General features: G+C 65.7%; 23 protein-coding genes. 14 read left to right on the top strand and 9 right to left on the bottom strand.

Annotated elements, in window-relative coordinates; translation table 11 throughout:
* Position 1: 1 nt before the first annotated feature.
* Positions 2-2,467: a xanthine dehydrogenase molybdopterin binding subunit gene (gene xdhB, locus DL891_RS13190; RefSeq protein ID WP_111720887.1), complete on the bottom strand. Its 2,466-nt coding sequence runs from the start codon at positions 2,465-2,467 to the stop codon at positions 2-4.
* A complete protein-coding gene (locus tag DL891_RS13185; RefSeq protein ID WP_111720886.1) occupies positions 2,464-4,038 on the bottom strand; it encodes a xanthine dehydrogenase small subunit in 1,575 nt (524 codons plus the stop codon). Before DL891_RS13185 ends, xdhB begins: the two co-directional genes overlap by 4 nt.
* A 438-nt stretch (positions 4,039-4,476) precedes the next feature.
* Between DL891_RS13185 and DL891_RS13180 the strand changes: the two genes are divergently transcribed.
* The 10 genes from DL891_RS13180 to DL891_RS13135 all read left to right on the top strand — a co-directional run bounded on the left by DL891_RS13180 (position 4,477) and on the right by DL891_RS13135 (position 14,097).
* Complete coding sequence (locus DL891_RS13180) at positions 4,477-4,761, top strand: hypothetical protein (protein WP_111720885.1); 285 nt, start codon at positions 4,477-4,479, stop codon at positions 4,759-4,761.
* Entirely contained in the window at positions 4,761-6,095 is a 1,335-nt protein-coding gene (locus DL891_RS13175; RefSeq protein WP_111720884.1) for an aldolase, read from the top strand. Before DL891_RS13180 ends, DL891_RS13175 begins: the two co-directional genes overlap by 1 nt.
* 50 nt (positions 6,096-6,145) lie before the next feature.
* On the top strand, positions 6,146-6,958 hold the full coding sequence (locus tag DL891_RS13170) for a bifunctional allantoicase/(S)-ureidoglycine aminohydrolase (RefSeq protein WP_111720883.1): 813 nt from the start codon (positions 6,146-6,148) through the stop codon (positions 6,956-6,958).
* Positions 6,958-8,385: an allantoinase AllB gene (gene allB / locus DL891_RS13165; RefSeq protein ID WP_198668896.1), complete on the top strand. Its 1,428-nt coding sequence runs from the start codon at positions 6,958-6,960 to the stop codon at positions 8,383-8,385. The genes DL891_RS13170 and allB overlap by 1 nt, the downstream gene beginning before the upstream one ends.
* Before the next feature lie 166 nt (positions 8,386-8,551).
* Entirely contained in the window at positions 8,552-9,019 is a 468-nt protein-coding gene (gene bcp / locus DL891_RS13160) for a thioredoxin-dependent thiol peroxidase (protein WP_111720882.1), read from the top strand.
* A gap of 193 nt (positions 9,020-9,212) precedes the next feature.
* The gene (gene uraD / locus DL891_RS13155) at positions 9,213-9,710 is read left to right on the top strand and encodes a 2-oxo-4-hydroxy-4-carboxy-5-ureidoimidazoline decarboxylase (protein ID WP_111720881.1); all 498 of its coding nucleotides are present in this window, start codon (positions 9,213-9,215) and stop codon (positions 9,708-9,710) included.
* Positions 9,707-10,045 (top strand): hydroxyisourate hydrolase, encoded by a 339-nt coding sequence (gene uraH, locus DL891_RS13150; RefSeq protein ID WP_111720880.1) that lies wholly within the window; start codon positions 9,707-9,709, stop codon positions 10,043-10,045. Before uraD ends, uraH begins: the two co-directional genes overlap by 4 nt.
* A gap of 2 nt (positions 10,046-10,047) precedes the next feature.
* Positions 10,048-11,031 carry a factor-independent urate hydroxylase gene (gene pucL, locus DL891_RS13145; protein WP_111720879.1) on the top strand — a complete coding sequence of 328 codons (984 nt, stop codon included), beginning with the start codon at positions 10,048-10,050 and terminating at the stop codon, positions 11,029-11,031.
* A gap of 179 nt (positions 11,032-11,210) precedes the next feature.
* On the top strand, positions 11,211-12,638 hold the full coding sequence (locus tag DL891_RS13140; RefSeq protein ID WP_111720878.1) for an NAD(P)/FAD-dependent oxidoreductase: 1,428 nt from the start codon (positions 11,211-11,213) through the stop codon (positions 12,636-12,638).
* A gap of 4 nt (positions 12,639-12,642) precedes the next feature.
* A complete protein-coding gene (locus DL891_RS13135) occupies positions 12,643-14,097 on the top strand; it encodes a lipase maturation factor family protein (protein WP_111720877.1) in 1,455 nt (484 codons plus the stop codon).
* A 257-nt stretch (positions 14,098-14,354) separates the two neighbouring features.
* Here DL891_RS13135 and DL891_RS17140 read toward each other — a convergent pair whose 3' ends face one another.
* Positions 14,355-14,492, bottom strand: coding sequence for a hypothetical protein (locus tag DL891_RS17140; protein WP_157962503.1), 138 nt, complete (start codon positions 14,490-14,492; stop codon positions 14,355-14,357).
* A 106-nt stretch (positions 14,493-14,598) separates the two neighbouring features.
* Between DL891_RS17140 and DL891_RS13130 the strand changes: the two genes are divergently transcribed.
* Genes DL891_RS13130 through DL891_RS13115 form a run of 4 tightly spaced genes read left to right on the top strand, consistent with a single transcriptional unit; the run spans position 14,599 to position 21,636 of the window.
* Entirely contained in the window at positions 14,599-16,050 is a 1,452-nt protein-coding gene (locus DL891_RS13130) for a DUF3375 domain-containing protein (protein WP_232819166.1), read from the top strand.
* Positions 16,047-16,889 (top strand): DUF4194 domain-containing protein, encoded by an 843-nt coding sequence (locus tag DL891_RS13125; protein ID WP_198668895.1) that lies wholly within the window; start codon positions 16,047-16,049, stop codon positions 16,887-16,889. Before DL891_RS13130 ends, DL891_RS13125 begins: the two co-directional genes overlap by 4 nt.
* Positions 16,886-20,362, top strand: a complete 3,477-nt coding sequence (locus DL891_RS13120) for an ATP-binding protein (protein WP_111720875.1) — start codon at positions 16,886-16,888, stop codon at positions 20,360-20,362. The genes DL891_RS13125 and DL891_RS13120 overlap by 4 nt, the downstream gene beginning before the upstream one ends.
* Entirely contained in the window at positions 20,362-21,636 is a 1,275-nt protein-coding gene (locus tag DL891_RS13115) for a Wadjet anti-phage system protein JetD domain-containing protein (protein WP_111720874.1), read from the top strand. Before DL891_RS13120 ends, DL891_RS13115 begins: the two co-directional genes overlap by 1 nt.
* A 108-nt stretch (positions 21,637-21,744) precedes the next feature.
* On the opposite strand, the gene DL891_RS13110 is transcribed toward DL891_RS13115, so the two are convergent.
* The 6 genes from DL891_RS13110 to DL891_RS13085 all read right to left on the bottom strand — a co-directional run bounded on the left by DL891_RS13110 (position 21,745) and on the right by DL891_RS13085 (position 26,644).
* Positions 21,745-22,125, bottom strand: a complete 381-nt coding sequence (locus DL891_RS13110) for a hypothetical protein (RefSeq protein WP_157962502.1) — start codon at positions 22,123-22,125, stop codon at positions 21,745-21,747.
* A 195-nt stretch (positions 22,126-22,320) separates the two neighbouring features.
* Positions 22,321-22,764, bottom strand: coding sequence for a nitroreductase/quinone reductase family protein (locus DL891_RS13105; RefSeq protein WP_111720872.1), 444 nt, complete (start codon positions 22,762-22,764; stop codon positions 22,321-22,323).
* Between the two features lie 68 nt (positions 22,765-22,832).
* Positions 22,833-23,798 (bottom strand): agmatinase, encoded by a 966-nt coding sequence (speB, locus tag DL891_RS13100; protein WP_111720871.1) that lies wholly within the window; start codon positions 23,796-23,798, stop codon positions 22,833-22,835.
* A gap of 43 nt (positions 23,799-23,841) precedes the next feature.
* Complete coding sequence (locus tag DL891_RS13095; RefSeq protein WP_111720870.1) at positions 23,842-24,840, bottom strand: C-terminal binding protein; 999 nt, start codon at positions 24,838-24,840, stop codon at positions 23,842-23,844.
* 71 nt (positions 24,841-24,911) lie between these two features.
* Complete coding sequence (locus DL891_RS13090; protein WP_111720869.1) at positions 24,912-25,676, bottom strand: amino acid ABC transporter ATP-binding protein; 765 nt, start codon at positions 25,674-25,676, stop codon at positions 24,912-24,914.
* Positions 25,673-26,644 carry an amino acid ABC transporter permease gene (locus DL891_RS13085; protein WP_198668894.1) on the bottom strand — a complete coding sequence of 324 codons (972 nt, stop codon included), beginning with the start codon at positions 26,642-26,644 and terminating at the stop codon, positions 25,673-25,675. The genes DL891_RS13090 and DL891_RS13085 overlap by 4 nt, the downstream gene beginning before the upstream one ends.
* Positions 26,645-26,686 lie beyond the last annotated feature (42 nt).

Below are 26,686 nucleotides of genomic sequence, written 5' to 3'. Positions count from 1 at the left end.
CTCACGGGTTTGCGAGAATGGAGCTGCGCTCGGGCGTGAGAGAGGGCGGTTGTTCGCTGTCGGTGGTCACGGCCGCCGCTGTCGAAGTGCCCTGTGTCGTAGTGCCCGGTGTCATGGCGGACTGTGTAGTCGCGGCCTGTGTCGCAGCCCTGGCCTCGTCGACGGCCCAGAAGACGGCCTCGGGGGTGGCCGGTGACGCGAGGGTGACCGGATGCCCGGCGGGGCCGAAACCCCCGACCGCTTGGCGCAACGCCTCCCGAACGCTGAGGGCGAGCATCAGCGGCGGCTCTCCCACCGCTTTCGATCCGTAGATCGAACCCTCCTCGTGCGCCTCGTCGAACAGCGTGACGTTGAATTCTTCAGGCATCTCCGAGAAGCTCGGAATCTTGTAGGTGCTGGCCGACTGGGTGAGCAACCGCCCGCGGGTGGGACCATTCGAGGTGTCCCAACGCAGATCCTCCAGGGTCAACCAGCCGGCACCCTGCACGTAGCCGCCCTCGATCTGGCCCACGTCGATCATCGGGGACAACGAGTCGCCGACGTCGTGCACGATGTCGACCCGACGGGTGCGATAGGCCCCGGTGAAGCCATCGACTTCGACCTCGGTGGCGGCGGCGCCGAACGCGAAGTAGCTGAACGGAGAACCCGTCCAGCTCTCCTGATCCCAGTGCAGACCCTCGGTGCGGTAGTAGCCGGCAGCCGACAACTGAACGCGCTGCAAATAGGCGGCCGTGGCCACCTCCGCGAACGATAGCTGCTCAGCGGCACCGAGACCGGTGACGGCACCGTCGGAGAAGCGCACATCGGCCGGGTTGACGCCGAGCAGGCCGCTGGCCACCACGGCCATCCGTTCGCGGATCTGGTCGCACGCGTTCTTGACGGCAGCACCGTTGAGGTCGGCGCCGGTGCTCGCCGCGGTCGCCGACGTGTTCGGAACCTTATCGGTGCGAGTCGGAGCGAGTCGCACGGCCGAGCGCGGCACCCCGAGGGCGGTCGCGGCGACCTGGATCATCTTGGTGTGCAGGCCCTGACCCATCTCAGTGCCGCCGTGATTGATCAGAACAGACCCGTCCTGGTAGACGAGCACGAGTGCGCCGGCCTGGTTGAAGAAGGAGGCGTTGAAGGAGATCCCGAACTTGATCGGGGTGATTGCCAGGCCCCGCTTGACGTGCGCATGGCTGTCGTTGAAGGCCGCGATCTCATTCTGGCGCCGCTCGAACGCGCAACTCTCCAGCAGTTTGGACCAGATCTTCGGCATGCGTTCGGCGTCTTTCACAACTTGGCCGTACGGGGTGGCCTGGCCGGGGGCGTAGAAGTTGCGGCGGCGCAACTCCGCCGGGTCGATGCCGAGCGCCGGCGCGGCCTTGCCAAAAACATCCTCGATCAGGAGCACGCCTTGCGGCCCGCCGAATCCGCGGAACGCCGTCTGTGAGGTCTTGTGGGTCTTCACGATTCGACCGTGCACCTCGACCGCGGGAATCCAGTACGCGTTGTCGAAGTGACACAGGGCGCGGGAGAGCACCGCCTGCATCAGGTCGAGGCACCAGCCGCCGTCTGCTGTCATGCTTGCCTTCAACCCGACGAGCAAGCCGTCATCGTTGAACCCGGCGGTCCACGTCATCTGGAAGCCGGGCCGTTTTCCGGTGATCGTGATGTCTTGGGTGCGGTTCAGGCGCAGCCGCACGGGGCGCCCGGTGAGGGTTGCGCCGAGCGCGGCGACCGCCGCCAGACCGTGTGGCTGGGTCTCTTTGCCGCCGAAGCCGCCGCCCATTCGCAGCGACTGCACCGTGATGGCGTTGCGGGGCAGCCCCAGAACGTGAGCCACGACGGCCTGGGCCTCAGACGGGTTCTGGGTGCTGCACTGCACATACAACTGGTCGCCCTCGTCATAGTAGGCGAGTGAGGCGTGCGTCTCCAGGTAGAAGTGTTCCTGGCCGCTGGTCTCGATCTCGCCCGAAAAGACGTGGGCCGCCTGCGACAGTGCGGCGTCGATGTCGCCGCGCCGTGACACGCGTGGGGTGCCCTGGAACGAGCCGGCCGCGATCGCCTCGCTGACGGTGATGACCGACGGCAGCGTCTCGTATTCGACCTCGACCGCCGCAGCACCCAGACGTGCTGCCTCGGTGGATTCGCCCAGCACCCAGCAGATCGCGTGGCCGTAATACATGACCTCGGTGGGGAAGAGGGGTTCGTCCCCCCAGATACCGGCATCGTTGTGACCGGGAACGTCGTCGGCAGTCAACACGCGCACGACGCCGGGAACGGCCAGGGCACGATCGGTGCGCAGCGCGGTGATGAGCGCGTGAGCCTGCGTGGACTGCACCGGCCACGCGACCAATGCATCCCGCCTCACCGTCGAGATGTCATCGGTGTACAGTGCCCGACCGGTCACATGACCAACGGCACTCTCGTGCGGTTCGGACGCGCCGACCACAGGGTTCACCGGGCGTTTCGATAACGTGCTCACAGCGACACCTCCTCACCGGCATCGACTCGACCTTCAGCGGCTTGAGCGAAGAGCTTGGGAAGTGCCTGTGACAGCATGATACGTCGGTACGCTGCACTCGCGCGGTGATCCTCCATCGGGGTTCCTTCGGCCCCCAACACGGCGGATGCGTGGGCGACCGTCTGCTCATCCCACCTCGTGCCGAGAAGGGCATCCTCCGTCGCGTAGGCGCGCAGTGGTGTGGCGGCAACACCGCCGAGGCCGATCGTTGCTCGGGTCACGATGCCGTCATCGACCTGCAGCGCGAATGCGAGCGCCACGCTCGAGATGTCGTCGAAGCGTCGCTTCGAGATCTTGTGGAACGCGGTGATCGGGGCCAACGGGAGCGGAATACGGATGCTGCCGATCAGCTCGGTGGGCTTACGCACAGTAGTGCGGTATCCGGTGAAATACTCATCGAGTGGCACCTCGCGATCGCCGTCGAGCGAGACGAGCACAACCTGGGCGCCGAGCGCCAACAGGGCGGGGGGAGTATCGCCGATCGGTGACCCGGTGCCGAGGTTTCCGCCGAATGTGGCACGGTTGCGGATGAGCCGGGAAGCAAACTCCGGAAACATCTCGGTCAAAAGCGGGATCTGTCCGTCAAGGTCGCGTTCGACCTCCGACAGCGTCAGCCCGGCACCGATCTCGATGAAGGTGTTGCCAGTGGTGGTTTCGGTGGGGGTGCTGGTGCCGGTGACGGTGCGGAGGGTTCGCAATTCTGCCAATTGGTCGATTGCGATGACCAACTCCTCGCGGCGCCCGCGAAGGTTCACCTCGACGCCCCAGTCGGTGCAGCCGGCGATCACCGTGGCCCCCGGGTTCTCGGCCATCAGACCCAGCGCCTCGTCGAGGGAGCCCGGGCGCACGAAGCGTCCATCCGGTGCACGCAGGTCGGTGGCGACGGGGGCCGGGGCGGGTCGGTCGCGGCGCTGGGCGAGCGCGTCCGCCGGGTCGGGGTCGCCAAGCGCATACGCAGCGTCTCGGATCGGCCGGTAGCCGGTGCATCGACACAAGTTTCCGCTGAGCGCGTGCAGGTCGAAACCGTTTGGTCCGTGTTCGTCGCAGGGGGACTCAGGTTCTGGCTCGCTTCGACCGCGCCGATAGAACTCGGTGGCCATGCTGCACGCGAAGCCCGCGGTGCAGTAGCCGCACTGTGAGCTGCCGTTGCCGGCCATTTTCGATTGCACCGGGTGCAGATCATCAGGGGAGCCGAGCCCCTCTGCGGTGACGACCTCCTGACCGTCAAGGGCCGCGATCGGCACCAGGCAGGAGTTGACGGATGTCCAGGCGGTGCCGCCCGCGCCGTCGGGTGAAGCCACCATCACCGCGCAGGCACCGCACTCGCCCTCAGCGCAGCCCTCTTTGGCGCCGGTCAGCCCCAAGTCACGCAGCCAGTTCAGCGCGGTCGTGTGGGAGGCGACATCACCCAACAGCTGACGTTGCCCGTTCACGGTCACGCCGGGTAGGGCTCGGCTCGTGGACTCGTCATCGGTGTTTGGGATGGCGGATTCGTTGGTGCGAGGAGAAACTGGGCGACGGTGCTCGTTCATCTGGTACCTCTATGAGTCTGGCCATCACAACTGAATTCCGAGGCGCGAAATTAGATTATTGCGATACGAGGATCGTAGGGCCGCGTGGAGCGAATGGTCAAGCCTGCCCGGTCGGCGGCGCGCCGGTTGCGCGCTCCGTGATCGGGCAAGGAACGAGTTTCGCGCCTTTCCATTGCCAGGGCGCACCCCTTGAGACGTTCGCTGCGCGACCCCTCAGGGAACGGAGTCTGCGCAAACGCCGGCCAGCAGCCTCGCCGGTTGGGGGAGCGGACAAACGAGCCTCGTCTCGAAGCCCCGTGCCCGTGCCGCAACGGGGAGCCCTTGAGATGCCCGGAGCCAGACAATAGTCTCCAAGAGACGGAAAGGTTTCTTTCGGTCATTCGGCCAACGGCGGCCGTCACGGCTCTCGCTGCCGCCGCAACAGATAAGGCACATCGCATGACGATCGAGATCAGCGCAGACGCACGTGGTGCAGGCGCGTCGGCAGGCGTGGATGCTGTCAACCCAGCCATTGTCGGCGAAAGCACCGCAGCTGCGGCCACGGCGGCGGGTGCCGAAGAGATTCTCACGCCAGACGCGCCCGCCTTCCTCGAGCAGGGGCAGCGGCATTTCCACCAGCAACGCAGCGAGCTGTTGGCCGCGCGTGATGCGAAACGTGAGGTTGTGGCACGCACCGGTCGACTGTACTTCCCGACCATTCCCGCCTACGAAATGCTCGGCTGATGGCGGCCCCTGGTTCGACGGCACCGGCCGTCGGCGCGATGTCTGCGTCAGCGCTGGCCGAGATCGACACGCTGCTGGCATCAACGGATCACCTGCTCGCGACGAACTACCCGGGCGATGACGGTTCCAGGCAACCGGTGCACACGGTCTACGTGCCGGCCGACCGTTACTCGCCGTCACTGCCCGCCGAGTGGGGCGAGCGGGCGTTGGCCGCCGTTGACGCGCACGGCGCACTCGAGGTGCAGGCTGGTCTTGAGAAGCTGAGCGCACTTCTGGGGCAGGATGCGGCGTGTGCGGCCGCCGTCGTGCCGCGGGTTCTCGCGAAACTCCAGTCGGAGCCGATCGAAGACCTGCGCATCGACTTCGAAGACGGTTACGGTGACCGCGGAGACGAGGTCGAAGACGCCGATGCGCTCGCTGCAGCGGCTGCGGTCATCGAGGCCGTCGCGACGGGTCAGGCGCCGCCGTTCATCGGCATCCGGTTCAAATGCTTCGAGGCTGCGACCCGGGCCCGTGGCCTGCGCACCCTTGACCTGTTCGTCACGGCTTTGGCCTCGGCCGGCGAATTGCCGAGTGGCCTGATGCTGACGGTTCCGAAAGTTTCGACCGTCGAACAGGTGCAGGCGATGGCGCTGGCCGTCGCCGAACTCGAGCGGGTGCACGCGCTGCCGGCCGGGCGCCTGCGTTTCGAGGTGCAGGTCGAGACCCCGCAGTTGATCCTCGGGGCAGACGGCACGTCACCGGTTGCGCGGCTCGCACATGTCGTACCCGGTCGAATCAGCGCACTGCACTACGGAACCTATGACTACAGCGCTTCGCTCGAGATCTCGGCTCAATACCAGTCGATGGAGCATCCGGTCGCCGACTTCGCGAAAGAGGTGATGCAACTCGCTGTGGCGGGAACCGGCATCCGGCTCTCGGATGGCTCAACCAATGTCATGCCTGTCGGTGCTGGCGTCGAAGGCGCGTGGCGACTGCACGGCAGGCTGGTGCGGCGGTCGCTGGAACGCGGCTTCTACCAGGGCTGGGACCTGCATGCGGCCCAGCTCCCCTCACGGTTCAGCGCGACGTACGCGTTCTACCGCGACGGCTACGCAGCGGGCGCCGCACGACTGCGCAACTACCTGCGGGCCGCCGATGCCGGGCGCGATGCCGCTGGCGATGCCGCTGGCGATGCCGCAGCGAACGGCGCGGTGATGGACGAGCCCGCAACCGCGCGGGCGCTCGCCGGCTTCGTCTGCCGCGGCCTGGACTGCGGCGCGATCAGCGCGGCGGAGATCGAGAGCGACGTCGCCGTGCCCGTCTCCCGGTTGCAGAAGTTGGCGCATCCGTGAGTTCACCGGTGGCTACCCAATACAGTGACAATCAACGCAAGGAAGAGACCATGAGCACCTACTATTCGCCCACGGGTGGCCATCCGGCCCAGACCGAACTGTTGACCGACCGGGCAGTGGTGCGTGAGGCGTACACGGTCATTCCCAAGGGGGTTCTGCGGGATATCGTCACGAGCAACCTGCCCGGCTGGCAGGGAACCAGATCGTGGATCATCGCGCGGCCGATCGCCGGATTCGCCACGACGTTCGCGCAGCTGATCGTCGAGGTCGGTGCTGGCGGTGGCAGCGAGAACCCGGAGCCGGAGGCGGGCGTCGAGGGCGTCGTGTTTCTGACCGGGGGAGCCCTGACGCTCACGCTGGGCGGAACCGAACACCGGTTGCTGCCTGGCGGCTACGCGTATCTCGCGGCCGGGGCCACGTGGTCGGTGCGTAATGAGGGTGACGAGCCAGCGACCTTCCAATGGGTGCGTAAGGCGTACGAGGCGATTGAGGGCTATTCGGCGCAGTCGTTCGTCACCCGTGATCAGGATCTGAAGCCGGTGGAGATGCCGGGCACGAATGGGGCCTGGGCGACCACGCGGTTCGTCGATCCGGATGACCTTGCCCACGACATGCACGTCAACATCGTCACGTTCGCCCCGGGTGGCACGATTCCGTTCGCTGAGACCCATGTGATGGAACACGGCCTCTATGTGCTCGAGGGCAAGGCGGTCTACCGTCTCAACGACGATTGGGTCGAGGTGGAGGCCGGCGACTTCATGTGGCTGCGTGCGTTCTGCCCGCAGGCGTGTTACGCGGGGGGCCCCGGACCGTTCCGTTACCTGCTCTACAAAGACGTCAACCGGCAGATCCGGCTGACCTGATGTCGGAGCCGTTCGATCTGGTCATCCGCGGGTCGCGCATTCTCGTCGGCGACGGCAGCACCGGCGCCCGTGTGATCGCCGCTGAGCTGGGCGTGCGAGACGGTGTGATCGCCACCATCGTGCCGATCGAAACGGCTCCGACTGATTCGGCACCAATTGATCCTGCACCGATTGATCCTGTGCCGCCTGATTCAGCACCGCGTCGCGCCGGTCTGCACGGGTTGCGCATGATCGAACTGGCATCAGACGAGATCCTGCTCCCGGGCCTGGTCGACACCCACGTGCACGTGAACGAGCCGGGGCGCACCGAGTGGGAGGGGTTCGCCTCGGCAACGCGGGCGGCGGCCGCCGGCGGTGTGACGACGATCATTGATATGCCGCTGAACAGCATCCCGCCCACCACCAGTGTCGAGTCTCTCCAACTCAAGCGAAGTGTGGCATCGGGCCACGTCTTCGTCGACGTGGGTTTCTGGGGTGGCGCGATCCCGGGCAACGGCGGCGATTTGCTCGCACTTCATCACGAGGGCGTCTTCGGCTTCAAGTGTTTTCTGCTCGCCTCCGGTGTCGACGAGTTTCCGCCGCTGGATGCTGCGGAGATGCGCGCCGACATGGCCACGCTTGCCACTGTCGATGCGCGCATGATCGTGCACGCCGAGGATGCCGGGATCATCGCGCACGCGCCGACTCCCACCGGCAGCCACTACAGCAATTTTCTTGACTCGCGTCCGCCGCTGGCGGAAGTCACGGCCATCCAGGCGGTGATTGCCGCAGCTCGCGCAACCGGGGCGCGGGCGCATATCCTGCACCTGAGTTCAGCCGACGCGCTGCCCGAGATCGCCGCCGCCCGGCGGGACGGCGTCGCCCTCACGGTCGAAACCTGCCCGCACTATCTGACGTTGACCGCCGAGCACATTCCCGATGGCGCCACCGCCTACAAATGCTGCCCACCGATCCGAGGCGCCGAGAACCAGGACCGCCTGTGGGCGGGCCTCGTCGACGGCACGATCGACTGCATCGTCTCCGATCACTCGCCGAGCACCGTCGCACTCAAGCAGCCGCACGGCGGAGACTTCGGTGAGGCCTGGGGCGGCATCTCGTCGCTGCAGCTGGGGCTGTCCCTGGTCTGGACCGAGGCGAGGCGGCGTGGCATTTCTCTCGAACAGGTCGTCGGGTGGATGGCGTGGAGGCCCGCAGACCTGGTCGGCCTTACAGACAAGGGGCGGATCGCCGTCGGCGCGGCCGCCGACTTCGCGGTGTTCGCACCCGAGCAGACCTTCACCGTCGACGCGTCGACGTTGAAGCACAAGAATGCGGTCTGTGCCTACGACGGGCAGGCGTTGCACGGCGTGGTGCGTGCGACCTACCTGCGCGGGGAGAGGATCGACGGAGAGGTGCCGGTCGGGCGGCTGATCCGTCGTGACGCCTGAAAGTTTGGGTAACCGAAGTAGGCGGGGGTGACCGAGGACATAGCGACCGAAGACACCGCGACCGAATACACCGCGACCGAATACACCGCGACCGAAGATTCCCTGGCCGAGAAATTATGATCCCAGAGAAGTTGTTACAGCTGATGAGGCACGAGGAGAAGACACAATGAGCAACGAACTGACCGTGGGCGAGACGGCACCCGATTTCACACTGCGCGACGGCACAGGAGCCGAGCGATCACTTTCTGACTTCCGTGGACAGAACGTGATCGTCTACTTCTATCCCGCCGCGTTCACCCCCGGATGCACGACCGAGGCGTGCGACTTCCGTGACAACCTGGCGAGCCTTGAGGGCTCTGGTTATCAGGTGGTCGGCATTTCGCCAGACCCGGTCGAAAAACTTGCCGAGTTCGCGAACGCCGAGACGCTCACGTTCCCCCTGTTGTCTGATGCCGGCGGAACGGTTGCTGACCAGTGGGGAGCCTGGGGCGAGAAGACCTTCGGCGACAAGACATTCATGGGCGTGCTGCGTTCGACGTTCGTGATCGACGCCGCCGGGGTGCTGGTCGACGCGCACTACAACGTCACGGCCGAGGGCCATGTGGCGGCGTTGCGCACCTCGCTCGGCCTCTGAGCCTCGGCCGCGGCTGAGAAATGGCGGCGGTGATAATGTGGCGATGAGATTGCAGCCGCCGCAAGTGACGAGTGATCGGCTGTATTTGAACTACGGACACTGAACTGGCAGTTCCACGATACGAAAAGTATTGTCCGGCCCTTCGGGGCCAGATACCGTGGATGCCAGCACAGGTGAGAAAGTTGTACAAGCAATGATGCTTGCAGAATTCAACGACGCGCCCCGTTCGGGCGCGATGGACGTTTTGCGCCCCTGCCTCGACATCACACGGTGGTGTGAGCAGCTCGCCGACGCACGACCCTACAGCGGCCTGGACGCGTTGCTCGTGGCGGCACGCGAGAGTGCGCATCCGTTCACCGTCGACGAAGTCGCCACGGCGATGTCGCACCATCCGCGCATCGGCGAACGGCCGACCGGCCACGACGCCGAAGCAGTGCACTCCCGCGCAGAACAGTCGGGCGTCGATGAGAACGATGCGAGTGTCGCGTCCGCGCTCGCGGCAGGCAACCAAGCCTACGAGCAGAAGTTCGATCGAGTATTTTTGATTCGAGCCGCCGGTCGTTCGGCCGAGCAGATTCTTGCGGCGCTGAACACGCGCCTCGAGAACAGTGCGGCAGACGAAGACGCCATCGTGGCCGAGCAGTTGCGAGAGATCGCACTCCTCAGACTGGAAGGACTGATCACCGCATGAGCTCACTCATTACGACCCATATCTTGGACACGGCGCGCGGGCGCGGAGCGTCTGGAGTTGCCGTGCAGCTGCACGGCCGCCGTGGCGACGGATGGGAGGAGATCGCGTACGGTGTGACCGACGAGAACGGTCGCATCTCCCAGCTTGGGCCGGATGTGCTGCCGGCCGGCCTCTATCGGCTCACCTTCGACACCGGCGCATATTTCGACGAGCAATCCACAGAGACGTTCTTCCCGGAGGTCGCCCTGACATTCAACGTCGCCGCAGGGGAGTTGCACTATCACGTGCCGTTGCTGCTGAGCCCGTTCGCGTACTCGACGTACAGAGGAAACTGATCATGACCGACACCGCGACCCCCCAGCTCGGCAGCACGACACCGGCCGGTGCCACAAGCCAGGGCAGCAACATCATCCTCGGCCCGAGTCAATACGGCAAGGCCGAGGTGCGCGTGGTCAGGTTGACGCGCGACACCGACCATCACGAGATCGAAGACCTCAACGTCACGTCTCTGTTGCGCGGAGACTTCGTCGCCGCCCACCTCGATGGTGACAACGGCCACGTCGTGGCCACCGACACGCAGAAGAACACGATCTTCTCGTTCGCGCGCGACGGCATCGGGTCGCCCGAGGCGTTCTTGCTGCGTCTCAGCCAACACTTTGTGGATGGTTTCGACTGGGTGACCGGCGGGCAGTGGCAGGCCGAGCAGTACCCGTGGGATCGCATCCGGGCGCACGGTGTGGAGCACGACCACTCGTTCGTTCGCAACGTCCAGGCCATCCGCACGGCCGCGGTGGTTGTCGACGGTGACCGCACGCACGTGCTCGGTGGTCTGAAGAACCTGACGGTGCTGAAAAGCACGCGGTCTGGTTTCGTCGGCTACCCGAAAGACAAGTACACGACGCTCGCTGAGACGACCGACCGTGTGCTGTCGACAGATGTTGCGGCGCGTTGGCGCTACAACACGGCGGATGCCGATGGTGGCGCCCTCGACATCAGCTCGATGGACTTCAACGGAAGCTACGAGCAGGTCAAGGCGCTGATGCTCGAGGCGTTCACCGAGAACTATTCGTCTGCCCTGCAGAACACACTGTATGTGATGGGAAAGCGGGTGCTGTCTGAGCGCCCCGACATCGAGGAGATCCGCTTCTCGATGCCGAACAAACACCACTTCGTCGTCGACCTCGAACGGTTCGGCCAGGACAACCCGGGCGTCGTGCTGTTCGCGGCCGATCGCCCCTACGGACTGATCGAGGCGACCGTGACTCGCGACAACGCCTCACCGGCGGGCACTGTCTGGGATGGACTTGCCGGCTTCTGCTGACGCTGACGCTGACGACCATTGACCCCCGTGTTTTGGTCTGCCTAAAACCGTGAGAGCTCGAATTCGGCCCTCTCGGGGCGTCGGGAAGGGCCGAATGCGCACACTCACGTGCTTGTCGACGAAGGTGATGGGCTTGCCGGAAGCTGTCAGCACGGCGTCGCGTGCGCCAGACTGGGAGCATGACTGACGTCACCGTGGTCGGCAGCGGGCCTAATGGGCTCGCCGCCGCTGTCGTCGCGGCCCGCGCGGGCCTCGACGTGCTGCTCATCGAGCGCGCCGACACTATTGGGGGCGGCACCCGCACCGCGGAGCTCACGCTTCCCGGGTTCCTGCATGACGTCTGCTCGGCGGTGCACCCCACCGCCCTCGCCTCACCGTTCTTTCGTGACTTCAAGCTGGCTGAGCGCATCGAGTGGATGATTCCGGATGCCTCGTACGCGCATCCGCTCGACGGCGGAGCCGCGGCGATCGCCTGGCGCGACCTCGACCGCACCGCCGACGCGCTCGGGCACGACGGGCCGGCCTGGCGGCACCTGGTCGAACCGCTTGTCGATCACATCGAGGGTGTCGTCGACTTCACCGGACACCAACTTCTGCGGATTCCGCGCGACCCGCTCGCCGCCCTCCGCTACGGCCTGCGCGCGCTGGAGCAGGGCACGCCTCTCGCCGATATTCGTTTTCGCGGCACTGCTGCTCCGGCCCTGTTCGCGGGTATTGCCGCGCATGCTGCGGGGCGGCATCCGTCGCTCGCGACCGCGGGAGCCGCCCTGCTGCTCGCCGCGCACGGCCACGCCGGCGGCTGGCCCGTGCCGGTCGGTGGATCGCAGGCGATCGCGAATGCCCTGCTCGGCGACTTCGTGGCCCACGGTGGCCGGGTGCAAACCGGGCGCCACGTCGAGAGCCTGGCTGAGGTGCAGCCGTCGAAAGTGGTGCTGCTCGACACCGCGCCCGAACTGCTGTTCACCGCTGAGCTGCCGGGCCGCTACGCGCGGGCTCTGCGCCGTTACCGGTACGGCAGTGGAGTCGCGAAGGTCGACTTCGCGCTCGACGGGCCCGTGCCGTGGGCCAACGCCGAAATCTCCCTCGCCCCGACCGTGCACCTCGGCGGCACCGCCGGTGAGATCCGGCACGCCGAGAACACAGTCGCGCGGGGCCGGGTGCCAGACAACCCGTACGTGCTGGTCACCCAGCCGAGCGTGGTCGACTCCACCCGCGCGCCCGAGGGCAAACAGGTGCTCTGGGCGTACACGCACGTGCCCGCCGATTCCACCCTCGACGCCACCGAACTGGTCACAGCGCAGGTCGAACGGTTCGCGCCCGGCTTTCGTGCTGTGGTGCTGGCCAGCCACGCGACGAGCGCGCGTGCCGAGGAGGAGCTCAACCCGAACTACATCGGCGGCGACATCTACTCGGGGGCGATGACCCTCACCCAGCTTGTCAAGCGGCCCGTCGTTTCGACCACGCCGTGGCGTACACCGATCCGCGGGGTTTACCTCTGCTCATCGGCGACCCCTCCCGGGCCGGCGGTGCACGGCATGAACGGCTGGTTCGCCGTGCGGCTCGCGCTGCGCGACCACTTCGGCATTCGACTGCGATTGGGCCGGTGATGCCGTGGAGTGGTTCGACGCGACCGAGTTCATCATCGCCCGACAAGTGCTGCAACGCGGTATTGCCGCGATCTTCCTGATCGCGTTCCTCTCCAGCCTCAACCAGTTTCGGCCGCTGCTCGGCGAACACGGTCTGCTGCCGGTGACGCGCATTCTCACGTATCCGCAGTACCTACGCGGGCCGACCCTGTTCCGCTGGCACTACAGCGACCGGATGCTCGTGGCCGTGTGCAGCGTAGGGATCGCGCTCGCCGCATCCGTCGTTCTCGGGCTCCCGCAACTCGGTCCGCCCTGGCTGCCGATGCTGGTGTTCCTCGCCCTGTGGCTGCTCTACATGTCGATCGTCAACGTGGGCCAGACCTTCTACGGGTTCGGCTGGGAGATGCTGCTGCTCGAAGCCGGCTTCCTGGTCGCGTTTCTCGGCTCGGATGCCGTGCCGCCACCCACAACCATCCTGCTGCTGGCCGCGTGGCTGGTGTTCCGGCTCGAGTTCGGGGCGGGGCTGATCAAACTGCGCGGCGACCGCTCGTGGCGCGATTTGACCGCGCTCTACTACCACCACGAGACCCAGCCGATGCCCGGGCCGCTCAGCCGGCAGGCGCACCTGCTGCCGAAGCCTTTCCACCGGCTGGAGGTGCTCGGCAACCACTTCGCCCAACTGGTGGTGCCGTTCTTCCTGTTCGCCCCGCAACCGGTCGCGAGCATCGCGGCGGCGATCGTCATCCTCACCCAGCTGTGGCTAGTGGTCACCGGCAATTTTGCCTGGCTGAACTGGATCACCATCGTGCTTGCCTTCGCCATGGTGAGCGACCAGGCGGTGCACGCGGTGCTGCCGTTCGTGCCGGTTGGTGCTGGGGAGATATCCGGCACTGCATCCGGTGCGGCATCCGCGACCCCGGTGTGGTGGTTGGTGATCGTGCTCGCGGTGACCGTGTTGCTGGTGGTGCTCAGCTGGTGGCCGCTGCGAAACCTGTTCTCCCGCCACCAGTTGATGAACGCGAGCTTCAACCGCTGGCAACTCGTGAACGCGTACGGCGCGTTCGGGAGTGTGACGAAGCGGCGCATCGAAGTGGTGGTGGAGGGGACTCTTGATGCCGTGCCGCACGACGGGGCAACGTGGCGCGAGTACGAGTTCAAGGGGAAGCCGGGCGATGTGCGCCGCATTCCCCGCCAGTTCGCGCCCTACCACCTGCGGCTGGACTGGCTGATGTGGTTTCTGCCGCTGGGCTCGGTACACGAACGCTGGTTCTACGCGTTGCTGGAAAAGCTGCTCGAAGCCGACCGCCCGACGCTGCGGCTGCTGCGCCTCGACCCGTTCGACGGCGCCCCACCGCGCTGGGTGCGGGTGCGCACCTGGCACTACCGCGTCGCCACGCGTGCCGAATACCGTGCAACCGGGCAGCGCTGGATGCGCGAGCTGCAGCGCGAGGTCATCCCGCCCCTGTCCAGGGGCGCGTAGCGCGCTGCGCCACCTGCCCCCGCACTGCGCTGCGCCATTTGAGCTGCGCCGCCTGCCGTTCTCTGCCTGCGCTACCAGCGCCAAGACACCCACCCTGCGCCACCCACCCACATCATCTGCCCGGCGCCACCGCCCGCGCGGTGAGGGGTCAAGCTCGGCGCCTCCCAGCGTCCCAGCGCGCGGGTCAGCCGCCGATCTTGACCCCTCAGAAAATGCGTGATATCAGCGCGCGACCGCCGATGGGCGGGATGGGCCGCCTAAGTGATTGCTCGCCGGACAAAGTCAGCGGGGCGCATGATCAGCCGGCCGTTCCAGGCCGGCCCCAAATCGAGAAGATCGCTGTCGGAACTGACGATGATCATCGCATCGACCAGTGGGTCTCTGGCGAGGCTCACGATGAGGTTGTCCTCGTAGAGGCAAGGTCCGCTGGTAAGGTCGGCTGGCAAGGCTGGCAAGGCAAAGTAGGCAAGTAAGCAAAGAAACCTAATGGAGAGGGAATGCGTGTCGACGCTGGCACAGACGCACGCGCTGCGGCAACTGGTCGATTCGGACGCCACCTGGCGGCTCCTGCGCTCCGACAACGCCCCTGTCATCGCTGCCGTGCTCAGCGAGCACCTGGGCGGTGAAAGTCGCCGACTGCCCGCCGACGAGCTTTACGAACTGATCGACCACGACCTCGATGCACTGCGGGCGCACGGGTTCGACCTGCCGCAGAGGGCCCAGGGGTATTGCGCTGAATGGCGCAAGCAGGGGTTTCTCACCCGGCGCCCCGCCGAGGAAGCGCGCGGGGAGACCTACGAACTCAGCCCCGCCGCCCTCAGCGCGATCCGTGTGCTCGAGCAACTCGCCGCACCCCGCCAGACCGTCACCGAGTCCCGGTTGGCCAGCATCGGCGCCCAACTGGGCCAGCTGGCGGTCGAGACCGATCCGGATGCCACCCGGCGCCTGGAACAGCTGCACGCCCAACGCGACCGCATCGACGCCCAGATCGAGCGAATCCACGCCGGTGACCTCGACACGCTTGACCCCGATCGGGCGCTGGAGCGGGTGCGGGACATCCTCGCCCAAGCTGAGGAGATCCCCTCCGAGTTTGCGCGGGTGCGAGCCGGGTTCGAGTCATTGAACCGCGACCTCAGGGCCCGCATCGTCGAATCCGACGACACCCAGCGCGCCGTGCTCGACGAGGTGTTCCGCGGCGTCGACCTGATCGGATCCTCCGACGAAGGCCGCAGTTTCGCTGGCTTCTCCGCCCTCGTCCTCGACCCCGCCGTGGGGGAGGCGTTCGACGACCACATCGGCAAGGTGCTCAGCCGCGACTTCACCCGGGAACTCAGCGCGGCGCAGCGCCGGTATCTGCGCCGGTTCGTCACCACGTTGAAGGATCACAGTGGGGAGATACACGACGTGATCACCTCGTTCGCCCGCGGGCTGCGGCGATACGTGCAATCGCAGGACTACCAACGCGACCGCGTGCTGCGCGGGCTCCTGCGCGACTCGTTGGGAGCCGGTGTCGCCGCCTCGGCATGCATCAAGCCGTACCAGCCCACCCGCCTGCGCCTCGATCTTTCGGCGGTGGCACTGTCGAGTGTTGGGGCCATCACGCTGCACGACCCGGCCGAGCTCGACGCGAGCGCGCCCATCACCGAGCACCTGGGTGGCGTCGCCGACCTGGAGGCCCTGCGTCGGTTGGCCCGGGAGACAGAGATCGACTTCGCCGAGCTGATCGACAACGTCAACGATGCGCTGACCACGGTGGACCGCTGCACGGTCGCCGAGGTGCTGCAGCGGTATCCGGCCAGCCAGGGCGTTGCCAGTGTGGTGGGCCTTCTCACCCTCGCCGCCAACCAGGGAAGCACCGTCGCCGGCACCGAAACGGTGCGTTGGGTCGGGGCGGATGATCTCTGGCGGGCCGCCGAGGTGCCGATTTTCTGTTTCACCGGGAGAGTACTGTGACCGATACCGAACGACCAGACCACGGCGATCCGACCGAGTGGGACGCCCCAAACACCGCCTTGTGGTCGGGGGACACCGGCGTGCTGGGTGAGCAGTCCCGCCGGGCCGTGCTGGAGCTGATCAAGGGGCCGTATCTGTCGGGCACGAAGTCGCCGGCAATCTGGTCGGCACTGCTGGCTGATGAGAAGACCATCCGGTCGCGCCTCAACGAGTTATTCCTCGATTTGGTGGTCGACCGCGTCGGCGAATTCGCTTTTGTGCGCAACGTCAGCACCACCGAGCTGAAGACGCCGAAAACGGTGCGCTCGGCCGCCCTCAGCTTTCTCGACACCGCCATGTTGCTCGTGCTGCGCCAGATGCTGCTGGCCGGCGAGGGGGATGGGCGGGTGATCGTCGGACAGGAGGAGGTTTTCGAGCAGCTCTACGTGTATCGGACATCCGATCGTGACGAGAGCGATTTCGGGAGGCGACTCAATTCCTCCTGGCAGAACATGAAGAATAAGCTGCGCGTCATCCACCCGGCGGGTGCCGACGACCGAGTCGAGATCTCTCCGGTGCTGCGGCTGATCGTCGATGCCGACCAGATTCAGGCCATCAGCGCCGAATATGCGCGCATAGCTGCGGGCGACATTGATGGGGCGGGTGGTGCGTTTGGTGGCCCAGATGGGCGGGACGCCCGGAATGGGCCAGATGGGCCAGATGGGCCAGATGGGCCAGATGGGTCAGACGCCGCCGGCATCGATGTCGCGGACAGTGGTGACACCGCTGACGATGGCGAGGTCACCGAGATTGGTGACGGCGGCCACAGCGACGACGACACGGAGGGGATGAGTAGATGACTCTGCTTGAGATGCCGGGATTCGACCAGGTCGCCGACCCAGAGGTCCCCGCGGCGAACCGGCTCATTCATGTCGGGCAGTGGCGGCTCGCCCGGGTCGAGCTGCTGAACTGGGGAACCTTCGACGGCCTGCACCGCATCGACGTGGCACGGCAGGGTCACCTGTTCACGGGGGCATCCGGTTCGGGGAAGTCCTCGCTGCTCGACGCGATCGCCTCGGTGCTCACCCCCGACCGCTGGTTGCGTTTCAACGCCGCAGCGCAGGAGTCGACCAACCGCAACGACGACCGCAGCCTGGTCAGCTACGTTCGTGGCGCCTGGAGCAAGGAGGCCGACGAGCTTCTCGACCGCGCCGTCTCGACTCATTTGCGCACGCGTGCGACGTGGACCGGCATCCTGCTGCGGTTCGAGAACGAACGGGATGCGCCGGTCACCTTGGCGCGCCTGTTCCACCTGCGCGGTTCCAGCACCGACCGCGCCGACCTGAAAGATGTCTGCTTTCTCGACCGCGGTGATGCCCAGCTCATGGACTTTCGGGAGCACATGACCGCGGGCATCGAAACCCGGCGCATCAAGGCGGCGTGGCCGGATGCGGTCGTGACCACCAGCGGATCCCACGGCTCGTTCTACACGAGGCTTCGCCGGGTGCTCGGCATCAAGAACGAAAACGCGCTGCAACTGTTGCACAAGACACAGTCGGCTAAGAACCTCGGCACTCTCGACCAGCTGTTCCGCTCGTTCATGCTCGATGTTCCGCCGACGTTTGCCCGCGCGACCACCGCAGTCGAACAGTTCGGCGAGCTCAACCAGGCCCACCAGCACGTCGTCGACCTGCGCAGGCAGGCCGACGAGCTGCGGGAGATCGACCTAGCGATCGTCGCCTACGAATCCGCCTCGACGGATGCGGCGGAGGCTGACCGGCTCGCCGGGCTGATCGACCCGTTCCAGAACCATTTGATGCGCCGATTGGCCGAAGACGACCGGGCCGGGTTGCGCGCGCGGCACGCGCGGGCCGAAGAAGAATCCCGCAAGGCGGAGGCCGCCAAGGATGCCGCCGCCGAAGACCTGGCCGCCGCCAGTAGGCGGGCGCTGCAACTGGGTGGTTCCGATGCGGCGCAACTGCGGGGGCGGCTGAACGACGCCAAGCGAGATGCGGGACAGACGGCCGCGCGGTGGAGCAGGTTCGCCGAGGAGTTGGCCAGTGTGAATGTCGCCGCCGTTCCGGAGACCCGCGCGGAGTTTGTCGAATTCCAGGAGTCGGCCCGTACGATGATCGCGGCGTCGGGGCCGCCGGCGGGGCACGACAACGACGACAATCGGCTGTATTTCGACGCCCGCAACGAGTTGGCGGCGATCGACCGAGAGCTCACCGAGCTGCGCACCCGCAAGAGCAACCTGCCGTCGGCCCTGCTGCTGGCCCGCAAGCAGCTGGCTGATGAGATCGGGGTGAGCGAGGCGGCACTGCCGTTCGCCGGCGAGTTGATGGAGGTGCTGCCGGAGTTCTCTGAGTGGACCGGCGCGATCGAACGGGTGCTGTTCCCGCTGGCCAGTGCGCTGTTGGTGCGCGACGAATACCTGCCAGAGGTTCGCCGCCGGGTGGAGAGTCGAAACCTGGGCGCGCGCCTGGTGTTCGAGGCGGTGCCCGCGGTGGCAGACACACCGCGGCCGGTCCGCACCGAGCGGTCGCTGCTGCACCGCGTCCGGTTCACGGATGGCCCCTTCGCCGCCTGGCTGAGTGCCCGCGCGGCGGCGGAATTCGACTACGCCTGCGTGGATCACCCCGACGAGTTCGACGGCGTCGACCGCGGCGTGACAATCGGCGGGCAGATCAAGAAATCGGCTCGCCGCTACGAGAAGAACGACCGACACCGCATCGACGACCGCAGCCGGTGGATCCTCGGCGCCGACAACGAGGCAAAGGTTGACCTGCTGTTGGAACGGCGCCGCGATGCTGAGAAGCGGCACGCCGCGGCGGATGCCCGACTCAAGCAAGCACAGAATGAGCGCGATGCGCAGACCCGCCGTCACGCCGTACTGGAACGCACACTGACCCTGGACTGGGCCGAATTGGATCGGGAGGCTGCCGACGAACTCGTGCGGGTGCGCACCGCCCAATTGACCGCGATGACCACCGGCAACGTGAAACTGCAGGAGGCGATTGAGGCTGAGAACGAGGCGAGGGTGCGCAGTAAAGCGGCCGATGCCGCCGCATTCGAGAAGTCCGGCGACCTGCGTGACTGTGTCGTCGGGTTGGCCGAGCTGGCTGAACTGATCGCTGAACTGGACGGCCGGGTAGTTGACGGGTCGTTGAGCGAAGCCGATACGGAGGCACTCGAGAAGCGGTATCGGACGGTCCAGCGTAAGATCAACCGCGTAAACGCCGGTGAGGTCAGCCGCAAGGTGGCCGAGACCCTCCATCGCGAGTTCGGTGCGGCCCAGGCGCGGGCCGGCAACGCTCAATCTGTGTTCGTCTCAGGCGCGGTGGCGTTCGCAACCAGGTGGCCGGCGGCATCCGCGGATCTGACCTCCAACATCGATGACCGGGCCGGTTATCGGGTGATGCTGGAGGGCATCGTGGCCCGCGGGCTGCCCGAGCACGAGGGCAATTTTTTGAAGTTGTTGCGCGAGAAGTCCAGGGATCTGATAGGGCACCTGGCGTCCGATATCCGTGATGCGCCCAAGCTGGTCGAGGACCGCATCGAACCGGTGAACGCGTCACTGGGCCGGTCACGGTTCGATGTGGAACGGTACCTGCGCATCGATGTGAAGACCAAGCGGGCACCCGAGGTGGTGCAGTTCATGGCCGACCTGAAGACCGTGGTCGACGGGGCGTGGAACGACGAAGATTTGGTCGCCGCCGAACAGCGATTCGCGGTGCTGAAACAGATCATGCAGCGCCTGGCCTCCAGCGACAACGCCGATCAGGCGTGGCGGCGGCGCTGCCTCGACACCCGCGAGCACGTCACGTTCATGGCGAAAGAGGTGGATCTAGCCGGGCGGGTGGTCAATGTGCACGACTCCAGCAGCGGGCTTTCCGGTGGGCAGCGGCAAAAACTGGTGATCTTCTGTCTGGCCGCGGCCTTGCGCTACCAGCTGGCCGCCGATGAAGACGACCTGCCGTCGTACGCGACGATCATCCTCGACGAGGCGTTCGACAAGGCCGACAGCCGCTACACCCGGATGGCGATGGACGTGTTCGTCGAGTTCGGGTTTCACATGATCTTGGCCACGCCCGAAAAACTGTTGCAGACGATCGAACCGTATGTCGGGGCGGTCACCTCGATCACGAACCCGAGCCGCAAGGCATCGGGCGCTGCCACGCTCATGTTCCGTGCCGGGGATAACGACGACGGTGACGAGGGCAGCGAGCGTGACGGCGACACTGGCGATGACCGGGAAGCGAAAGGGCCCAGGCGCGGTGCCGACGTTGGTGAAGGTGCCGCCGATGGCGACCCGGGCCGCGGAGACGGCTGATGGCCGCGGGCGTGATGGTCACGGTCAACCAGGCGCGTGATCGGGCTCGAAAGCGATTGGAGCGAGATCAGCGTGACTGGGCGGCGCAGATGGTGGCTGCGCACTCGGGCGTGCCATTGGGTGCCCTGCCCGAGCCCGTTCTGGAGATCGTGTTGCGTCCGCCGACTGAGCGAGCGGTGCTCGCTGACCTGTCCGGCGTGATCGCTTGGGTGCGGGAATGGCGGGAGGCTGCCGGTGACTCGACGTGCGACGTGACCTGGGGTGTCCGTCAGTGGCCGAGCGTGGGGGCGCAATCGGTTCCGGAACGCTGCGTTGTGCGCGGCGCCGATAACATTGCGGCGTTTGCCGGGGCGACGGCATCTCGGCATTGGGGCACCTTGCGTGAGCGGGCCGTACGGCTCGGACGGGAGTTCGCGAGTGCGGAGACCGGGCAAACGGGAGCGGGTTCCGAAAGTTGGACAGGACACGCCGGAGTCGAAACCGGGAACAGAGCGCCGGCGGCCGCGCCGTCGGAAGCGTTGGCTGCCGCGGTGCGCCGGCACGCGCGCGTTCTGCAATTGATGCCGGAATCGGATTTCGACACTCTGGTTGGCGTGGTCGCCTGGCTGCGGGATAATCCATACTCCGGATGGCGGGTGAGGCAACTGCCCATCCGCGGCATCGATACCAAGTGGCTGGAGCAGCACCGCGCCCTCGTCGAGGGGCTGCATGCGGCGATCAGCGGGCGTGAATCACTCGGCCTGCTGGATGCACCAAATCTGGTGCGGGTGCGTTTTCTCGACCCGCTGCTTCAGCCGGGTGGGCTTTGCGACGTGATAGCGCCCGTGAAAGAATTGGCGGCGATGACAGTCGCACCGAAGATCATCTTCATCTTCGAGAACCTGGAGACCATGTTCTCAATGCCGGCTGTTTCGGGCGCCGTCGTCGTGCACGGTGGCGGCTATGGGGTGGGCCAGCTTGCGCAGATCCCGTGGATCAAGCACGGCCGCATCCTGTATTGGGGCGACCTTGACTCCGACGGGTTCGCGATTCTGCATCAGCTGCGCTCGGGATGTGAGAACGTCACGAGCATCCTGATGGATGAGAGCACGTTGTTGGCCCACCGCGACCTCTGGGTGCCGGAGAAGAAAGCGGCAACCGGCACCTACCCGAGGTTGACCGACGGCGAGCAACAGACGCTGGAGCGCATCCGTACCGAGGGAAACGTGCGCCTCGAGCAGGAGAGGATCGCCTGGCAGCTGGCCTTGCCAGTGTTACTTGCCGCGGCAAACTGAGGACACGAGGTGAAGGGCGCCAAAGAGGTGAAGGGCGCCAAAGTACTCTTCCGTCTGCGGAAGTGCATCCCGAGCAGGATGGTCGGCAGGAATGACGCGAACCCTGCTCTATCCCGTGGAGTGCGCGGCGCCAGCGCCCGGCTGCGCGGCAGCAGGTTCCACCCGGCGATCACGCCCGGCCCTGTCAATCCGAGACCCGGCCGACGGGGCGACCAGCGCGACGAGGGTGAGCAGGTAACACAGCGCGACCCGCTGGACATCACTGGCCGCGGCGCCGAAGTCTGCCTGAATCGGTGGCAGAGCCAACGAGACGATACCGGCGTCGAGTTGACCCATGAACGCACCCGCACACACGGTGGCGACCACGCTCCAATGCGCATTCGGCGACGCGCGAACCCAGGCTGCAGCGGGGCGCTCGCGAATGGCTCTCTCCAACAGGCCCCGGCGCTTCTCAGAGCCGTCGTCACTCACACAACGTGGTTCTGACACATACCCACACTACGAACCGGACGGCCGCGCCCGGCACGCAGCTGCATCACATCCCGGTCGGTCGTGCGCAGCGCTGCCGCGCGAGTTGTCACTTCGGCAAACTCGGCGAGGGGTCACAATCGGCGCCAGCTACGCGCGGGGAGCTGCTGGGAGATGCCGATCTTGGCCCCTCAGCGGAGAGTGGGCGCGGGGCTCTCAGGGCAGCGCCTCACAGATGACCACTGGGATGTCGCGCGTCGTCTTGCGCTGGTAACCGGCGTAGCCGGGGTTCACCGCCACGATCTTCGGCCACAACTCGGCCTTCTCCTCGGGGCTCGCGGTGCGGGTGTGCACGGGCAACGTGCGCCCGCGCACTGTCAGCTCGGCCTCCGGGTTCGCCAGCAGGTTGCGGTACCAGTCGGGATCGCGATCGTCGCCTCCCTTCGACGCAACCAGAACCCAGCGCCCGTCGCTATGCACGGGGGCCGTCAGCATGGTTGATCGACGGCTGCCCGAGACCCGCCCGATCGTGTGCAACTCGACTGCGGGCATGGGGCCGATGGCCCAGCCGACTCGACCGCGGGAGAGCCAGAGCAGAGCGCGGTGGCCCAGGTTCATCCCTTTGAGGACGGCGTCGTAGAGCTTTTGGCGCATTGTCATGTCCTCATTGTCTCGCGCGCGTTCGCGTGGCGTATGTACGGGCTCGAGCGTGTGCCTGCAGTCTCCTGTCAGCGTTCGCGGGGCGCCATCGATGAGATGATCTCGTAGGTCACGTGTGCGGCGGCGATGCCGGTGATCTGGGCGTGGTCGTAGGCGGGGGCGACCTCGACGATGTCGGCGCCGACCAGGTTCACGTGCTGCAGTTCGCGCAGCATGGCCAGCAGTTCCCTGCTGGTCATCCCGCCGGCCTCCGGGGTGCCGGTGCCGGGCGCATGGGCCGGGTCGAGCACGTCGATGTCGACCGACACGTACACGGGGCGGTCCCCCAGGCGGTCGAGCATCCGCGTGATGGCCGACTGCAGGCCCTCCAACTGGATCTCGTGACTGGCGATGATCGCGAAGCCCAACCGTTTGTCATCCCGCAGGTCTTCGCGGTCGTACAACGGCCCGCGGATGCCGACGTGCAGGCTGTGCTGCATGTCGATGAGGCCCTCTTCGGAGGCACGGCGGAACGGGGTGCCGTGCGTGATCGGTGCCCCGAAGTAGGTGTCCCAGGTGTCGAGGTGGGCGTCGAAGTGCACCACGGCGACCGGGCCGTGTTGGGCGTGCGCGACCCGTAACAGCGGCAGGGCGATGGTGTGGTCGCCGCCGATGGTGACCAGTTTCGTGCCGCCCTCGGACAGTTGCCGGGCGCCGGCTTCGATCTGGTCGACGGCTTCGAGGATGTTGAACGGGTTCACGGCGATGTCGCCGGCATCGGCCACCTGTTGCGAGGCGAACGGGGAGACGTCCTGCACCGGGTTGTAGGGGCGCAGCAACCGCGAGGATTCGCGCACATGGGAGGGGCCGAATCGGGCTCCGGGCCGGTAGCTGACGCCGCTGTCGAACGGCACCCCGACGATCGCGATATCCGCGCGCGGCACCTGGTCCAACCGCGGCAGCCGGGCAAAGGTGGCGATCCCGGCGAACCGGGGCACCACACTCGCATCGACCGGGCCGATGGGAACATCGTCATTGGAGAATTCGTTGACCATGGGAAACCTGACTTTCGTGAGTGACGCTGCTGGTGCGATGACTTTATGGTTGCGTTCGAACTGAGCGCGGATCCACGACCGCCGTGGTCTCTGGTGCGCCTGTTTCAAAAACGGAGATGACGTTCTGCGCCTGGATTCGAATGTATTCCGCCAGCGTGTATTCGGAAAGAAAACCCACGTGAGGAGTGACGATCGTGTGGGGATGCTTGATCAGGGGATGGTCCGCCGGCGCGGGTTCGATGTCCAAGACGTCCAACCCTGCGGCCGTCAGGTGGCCGGAGTCCAGCGCAGCGAGCAGCGCGGGGCTATCGATGAGTTGCCCGCGGCTCACGTTGACGAGATAGCTTCCTGCCTTCATCCGTGCGATCGATTCGGCATTCATGATCTGGTGGGTCTGCTCGGTCAGGGGGAGATGCAGCGAGACGACATCAGCTGTTGCAAGTACTTCGTCGAGGGGTGCTATCCGAACCCCCAACGCCTCGACGCGCGTTCGGGCTTCGGCGTTCTCCGACACGAAGGGGTCGAACCCGATCACGTCTTTGAAAAGGGGTCGGGCTACTTCGGCGAGCTTGGCCCCAATACGTCCAAGGCCCAGCAGCCCGAGAGTTCGTGTGCTGAGGCGCGGGGGAGTCACATCGGGGCGCGCATTCCAGTCCACGGTGATGCTGTGCTCGAAGTACGGCAGATCCCTGGTGATGGCGAGGATCAGTCCGAGTGCGTGGGTCGCCACCTCTTCGCTGGCGACCCCGGGAAGATTCGTCACCCAGATACCTCGTGATTGGGCCGCCGCCAGGTCGATATTGTCAAAACCCATGGACACGAGGGAGATGATGCGCAGCTTGGGCAAAGCAGCGATCACATCGTGCGGGATTGGCGCATACCCCACCAGCAGGGCTTCCGCGTCGCGCGCTTCGACGGCAATGCGCTCGGGGTCGAGTGTCTCCAGGAAGCGCACTTCGAAGCCGTGGCTCTCCAGCAAGAGGATGCCCGGCGTCGGGTCCATGTCTTCGTTGTCGGTATAGATCGCCAGAGGCTTGGTCATCGGATTCGCTCTTTCATCATGGATGCAATTCATTGCTGCCGTGCCATCGGGGCACGGTGCATGGTGAGGAGTTAAAGCACCTTGGACAGGAAGGCCTGAGTGCGCGCATGTTGCGGATTCGACAGCACCTCGCGCGGTGTCCCCTGCTCAACAACAACTCCGGCGTCCATGAACACAAGGCTGTCGCCGACCTCGCGGGCGAACCCGATTTCGTGGGTCACCACGATCATGGTCATTCCGCTTTCGGCGAGGTTGCGCATGACATCGAGCACCTCCCCGACCAGCTCCGGATCAAGCGCACTGGTCGGCTCGTCGAACAGCATCAGCTTCGGCTTCATCGCCAGGGCGCGGGCAATTGCGACTCGTTGTTGTTGGCCACCGGAAAGCTGCGACGGGTACTTGTGCGACTGGTCCGCGAGGCCCACCCGCTCGAGCAGTTGCAGGGCGCGCTCTCGCACATCTTTCTTCGGCTCATTGCGAACCTGTATCGGCGCCATCATCACGTTCTGCAGCGCAGTCATATGCGCGAAGAGGTTGAATCGCTGAAACACCATTCCGATGTCTTGCCGCTGGTCGGCGATCTCGTTCTCATTCAGCTCGTAAAGTTTGCCGGCACGTTCCTTGTAACCGACGAGCTGACCGTCAACCGAGAGCCGGCCGGCATCGACTCGTTCCAGGTGGTTGATGCAGCGCAGGAATGTGGATTTTCCGGAACCACTCGGCCCGAGCAGGCAGAACACCTCGCGGGCCCGAACTTCAAGGTTGATTCCCTTGAGCACCTCGACCTGGCCGAAGGACTTGTGAACGTCTTCCGCCTTGACCATGGGGGTTGTCATGATTTCACTCCGTGATCCTCGGGCGTGGCATTGGGTTCTGTGACGGCCGCAATGGACTCGACCCGACCCGGTTTGAGATTCTTCAGAACACGGGCGCGGGTGGAGGGGCGGGCAGCGATACCACGCGCAAAACGCTTCTCGAGTCGCGACTGGATGATCGTCGCGATGGTGGTGAGCACCAAATACCAGATGCTCGCCACGATGAGCAGCTCGAAGATGTAGAAGTTGCGCACCGAGATCGTCTGTGCCCGGTTGAGCAGATCTGGTGCCGCGATGACCGTCACGAGCGAGGTCATCTTCAACATGGTGATCAGGTCATTACCCATCGGCGGAATGATCACCCGCATCGCCTGAGGGAGCACAATTTTGAACATTGTCTTCTGCCGGCGCATACCCAGTGCCATGGACGCTTCGCTTTGGCCGTGATCGACGGACAGGATGCCGCCACGCACGATCTCGGCCATGTACGCACCCTCATTGAGCCCGAGGCCCAGCAGCGCAGCCACGAATGCGGTGATCACGGTGTTCGTGTCGACGCTGAAATCTCCGATGCCCAACCGAGGGAAGAACAGCGCCAGGTTGAACCACAACAGCAGTTGCACCAGCTGCGGTGTGCCGCGGAATATCCAGATGTACCCCGCGGCAACCGAATTCAACACCCGGTTTGGTGACAGCCGCATGATTGCCAGGCCGATACCCAGCACGATCCCGATGATCATCGACAGAATCGTCAACGAGATGGTGATCCACAACCCGCTCAGAATGGTTGAGTTGAACAGGTTTTCTCCGACGATCGACCAGTCGATGTTCTGGTTGGTCGCGACTGCGTAGAGGAACGCCGCGAGCAACGCGATCACGATGACGCCCGCGATCATCTGGCCCCAGTGCCGAACCGGGATGGCCTGGATCGGAGCGGGGCGATCTGCGGATGTCACCGGTCCGGTCATCGGCTCGTTGCTGTTGCTCATGGGTGTTACCGCTCCCTCTCAGGGTTGAAGACCCGCGACCGG

The sequence above is a fragment of the Homoserinimonas sp. OAct 916 genome (assembly GCF_003260275.1).
Lineage (GTDB): Bacteria > Actinomycetota > Actinomycetes > Actinomycetales > Microbacteriaceae > OACT-916.
This window is presented reverse-complemented; position numbering and strand designations above follow the sequence as displayed.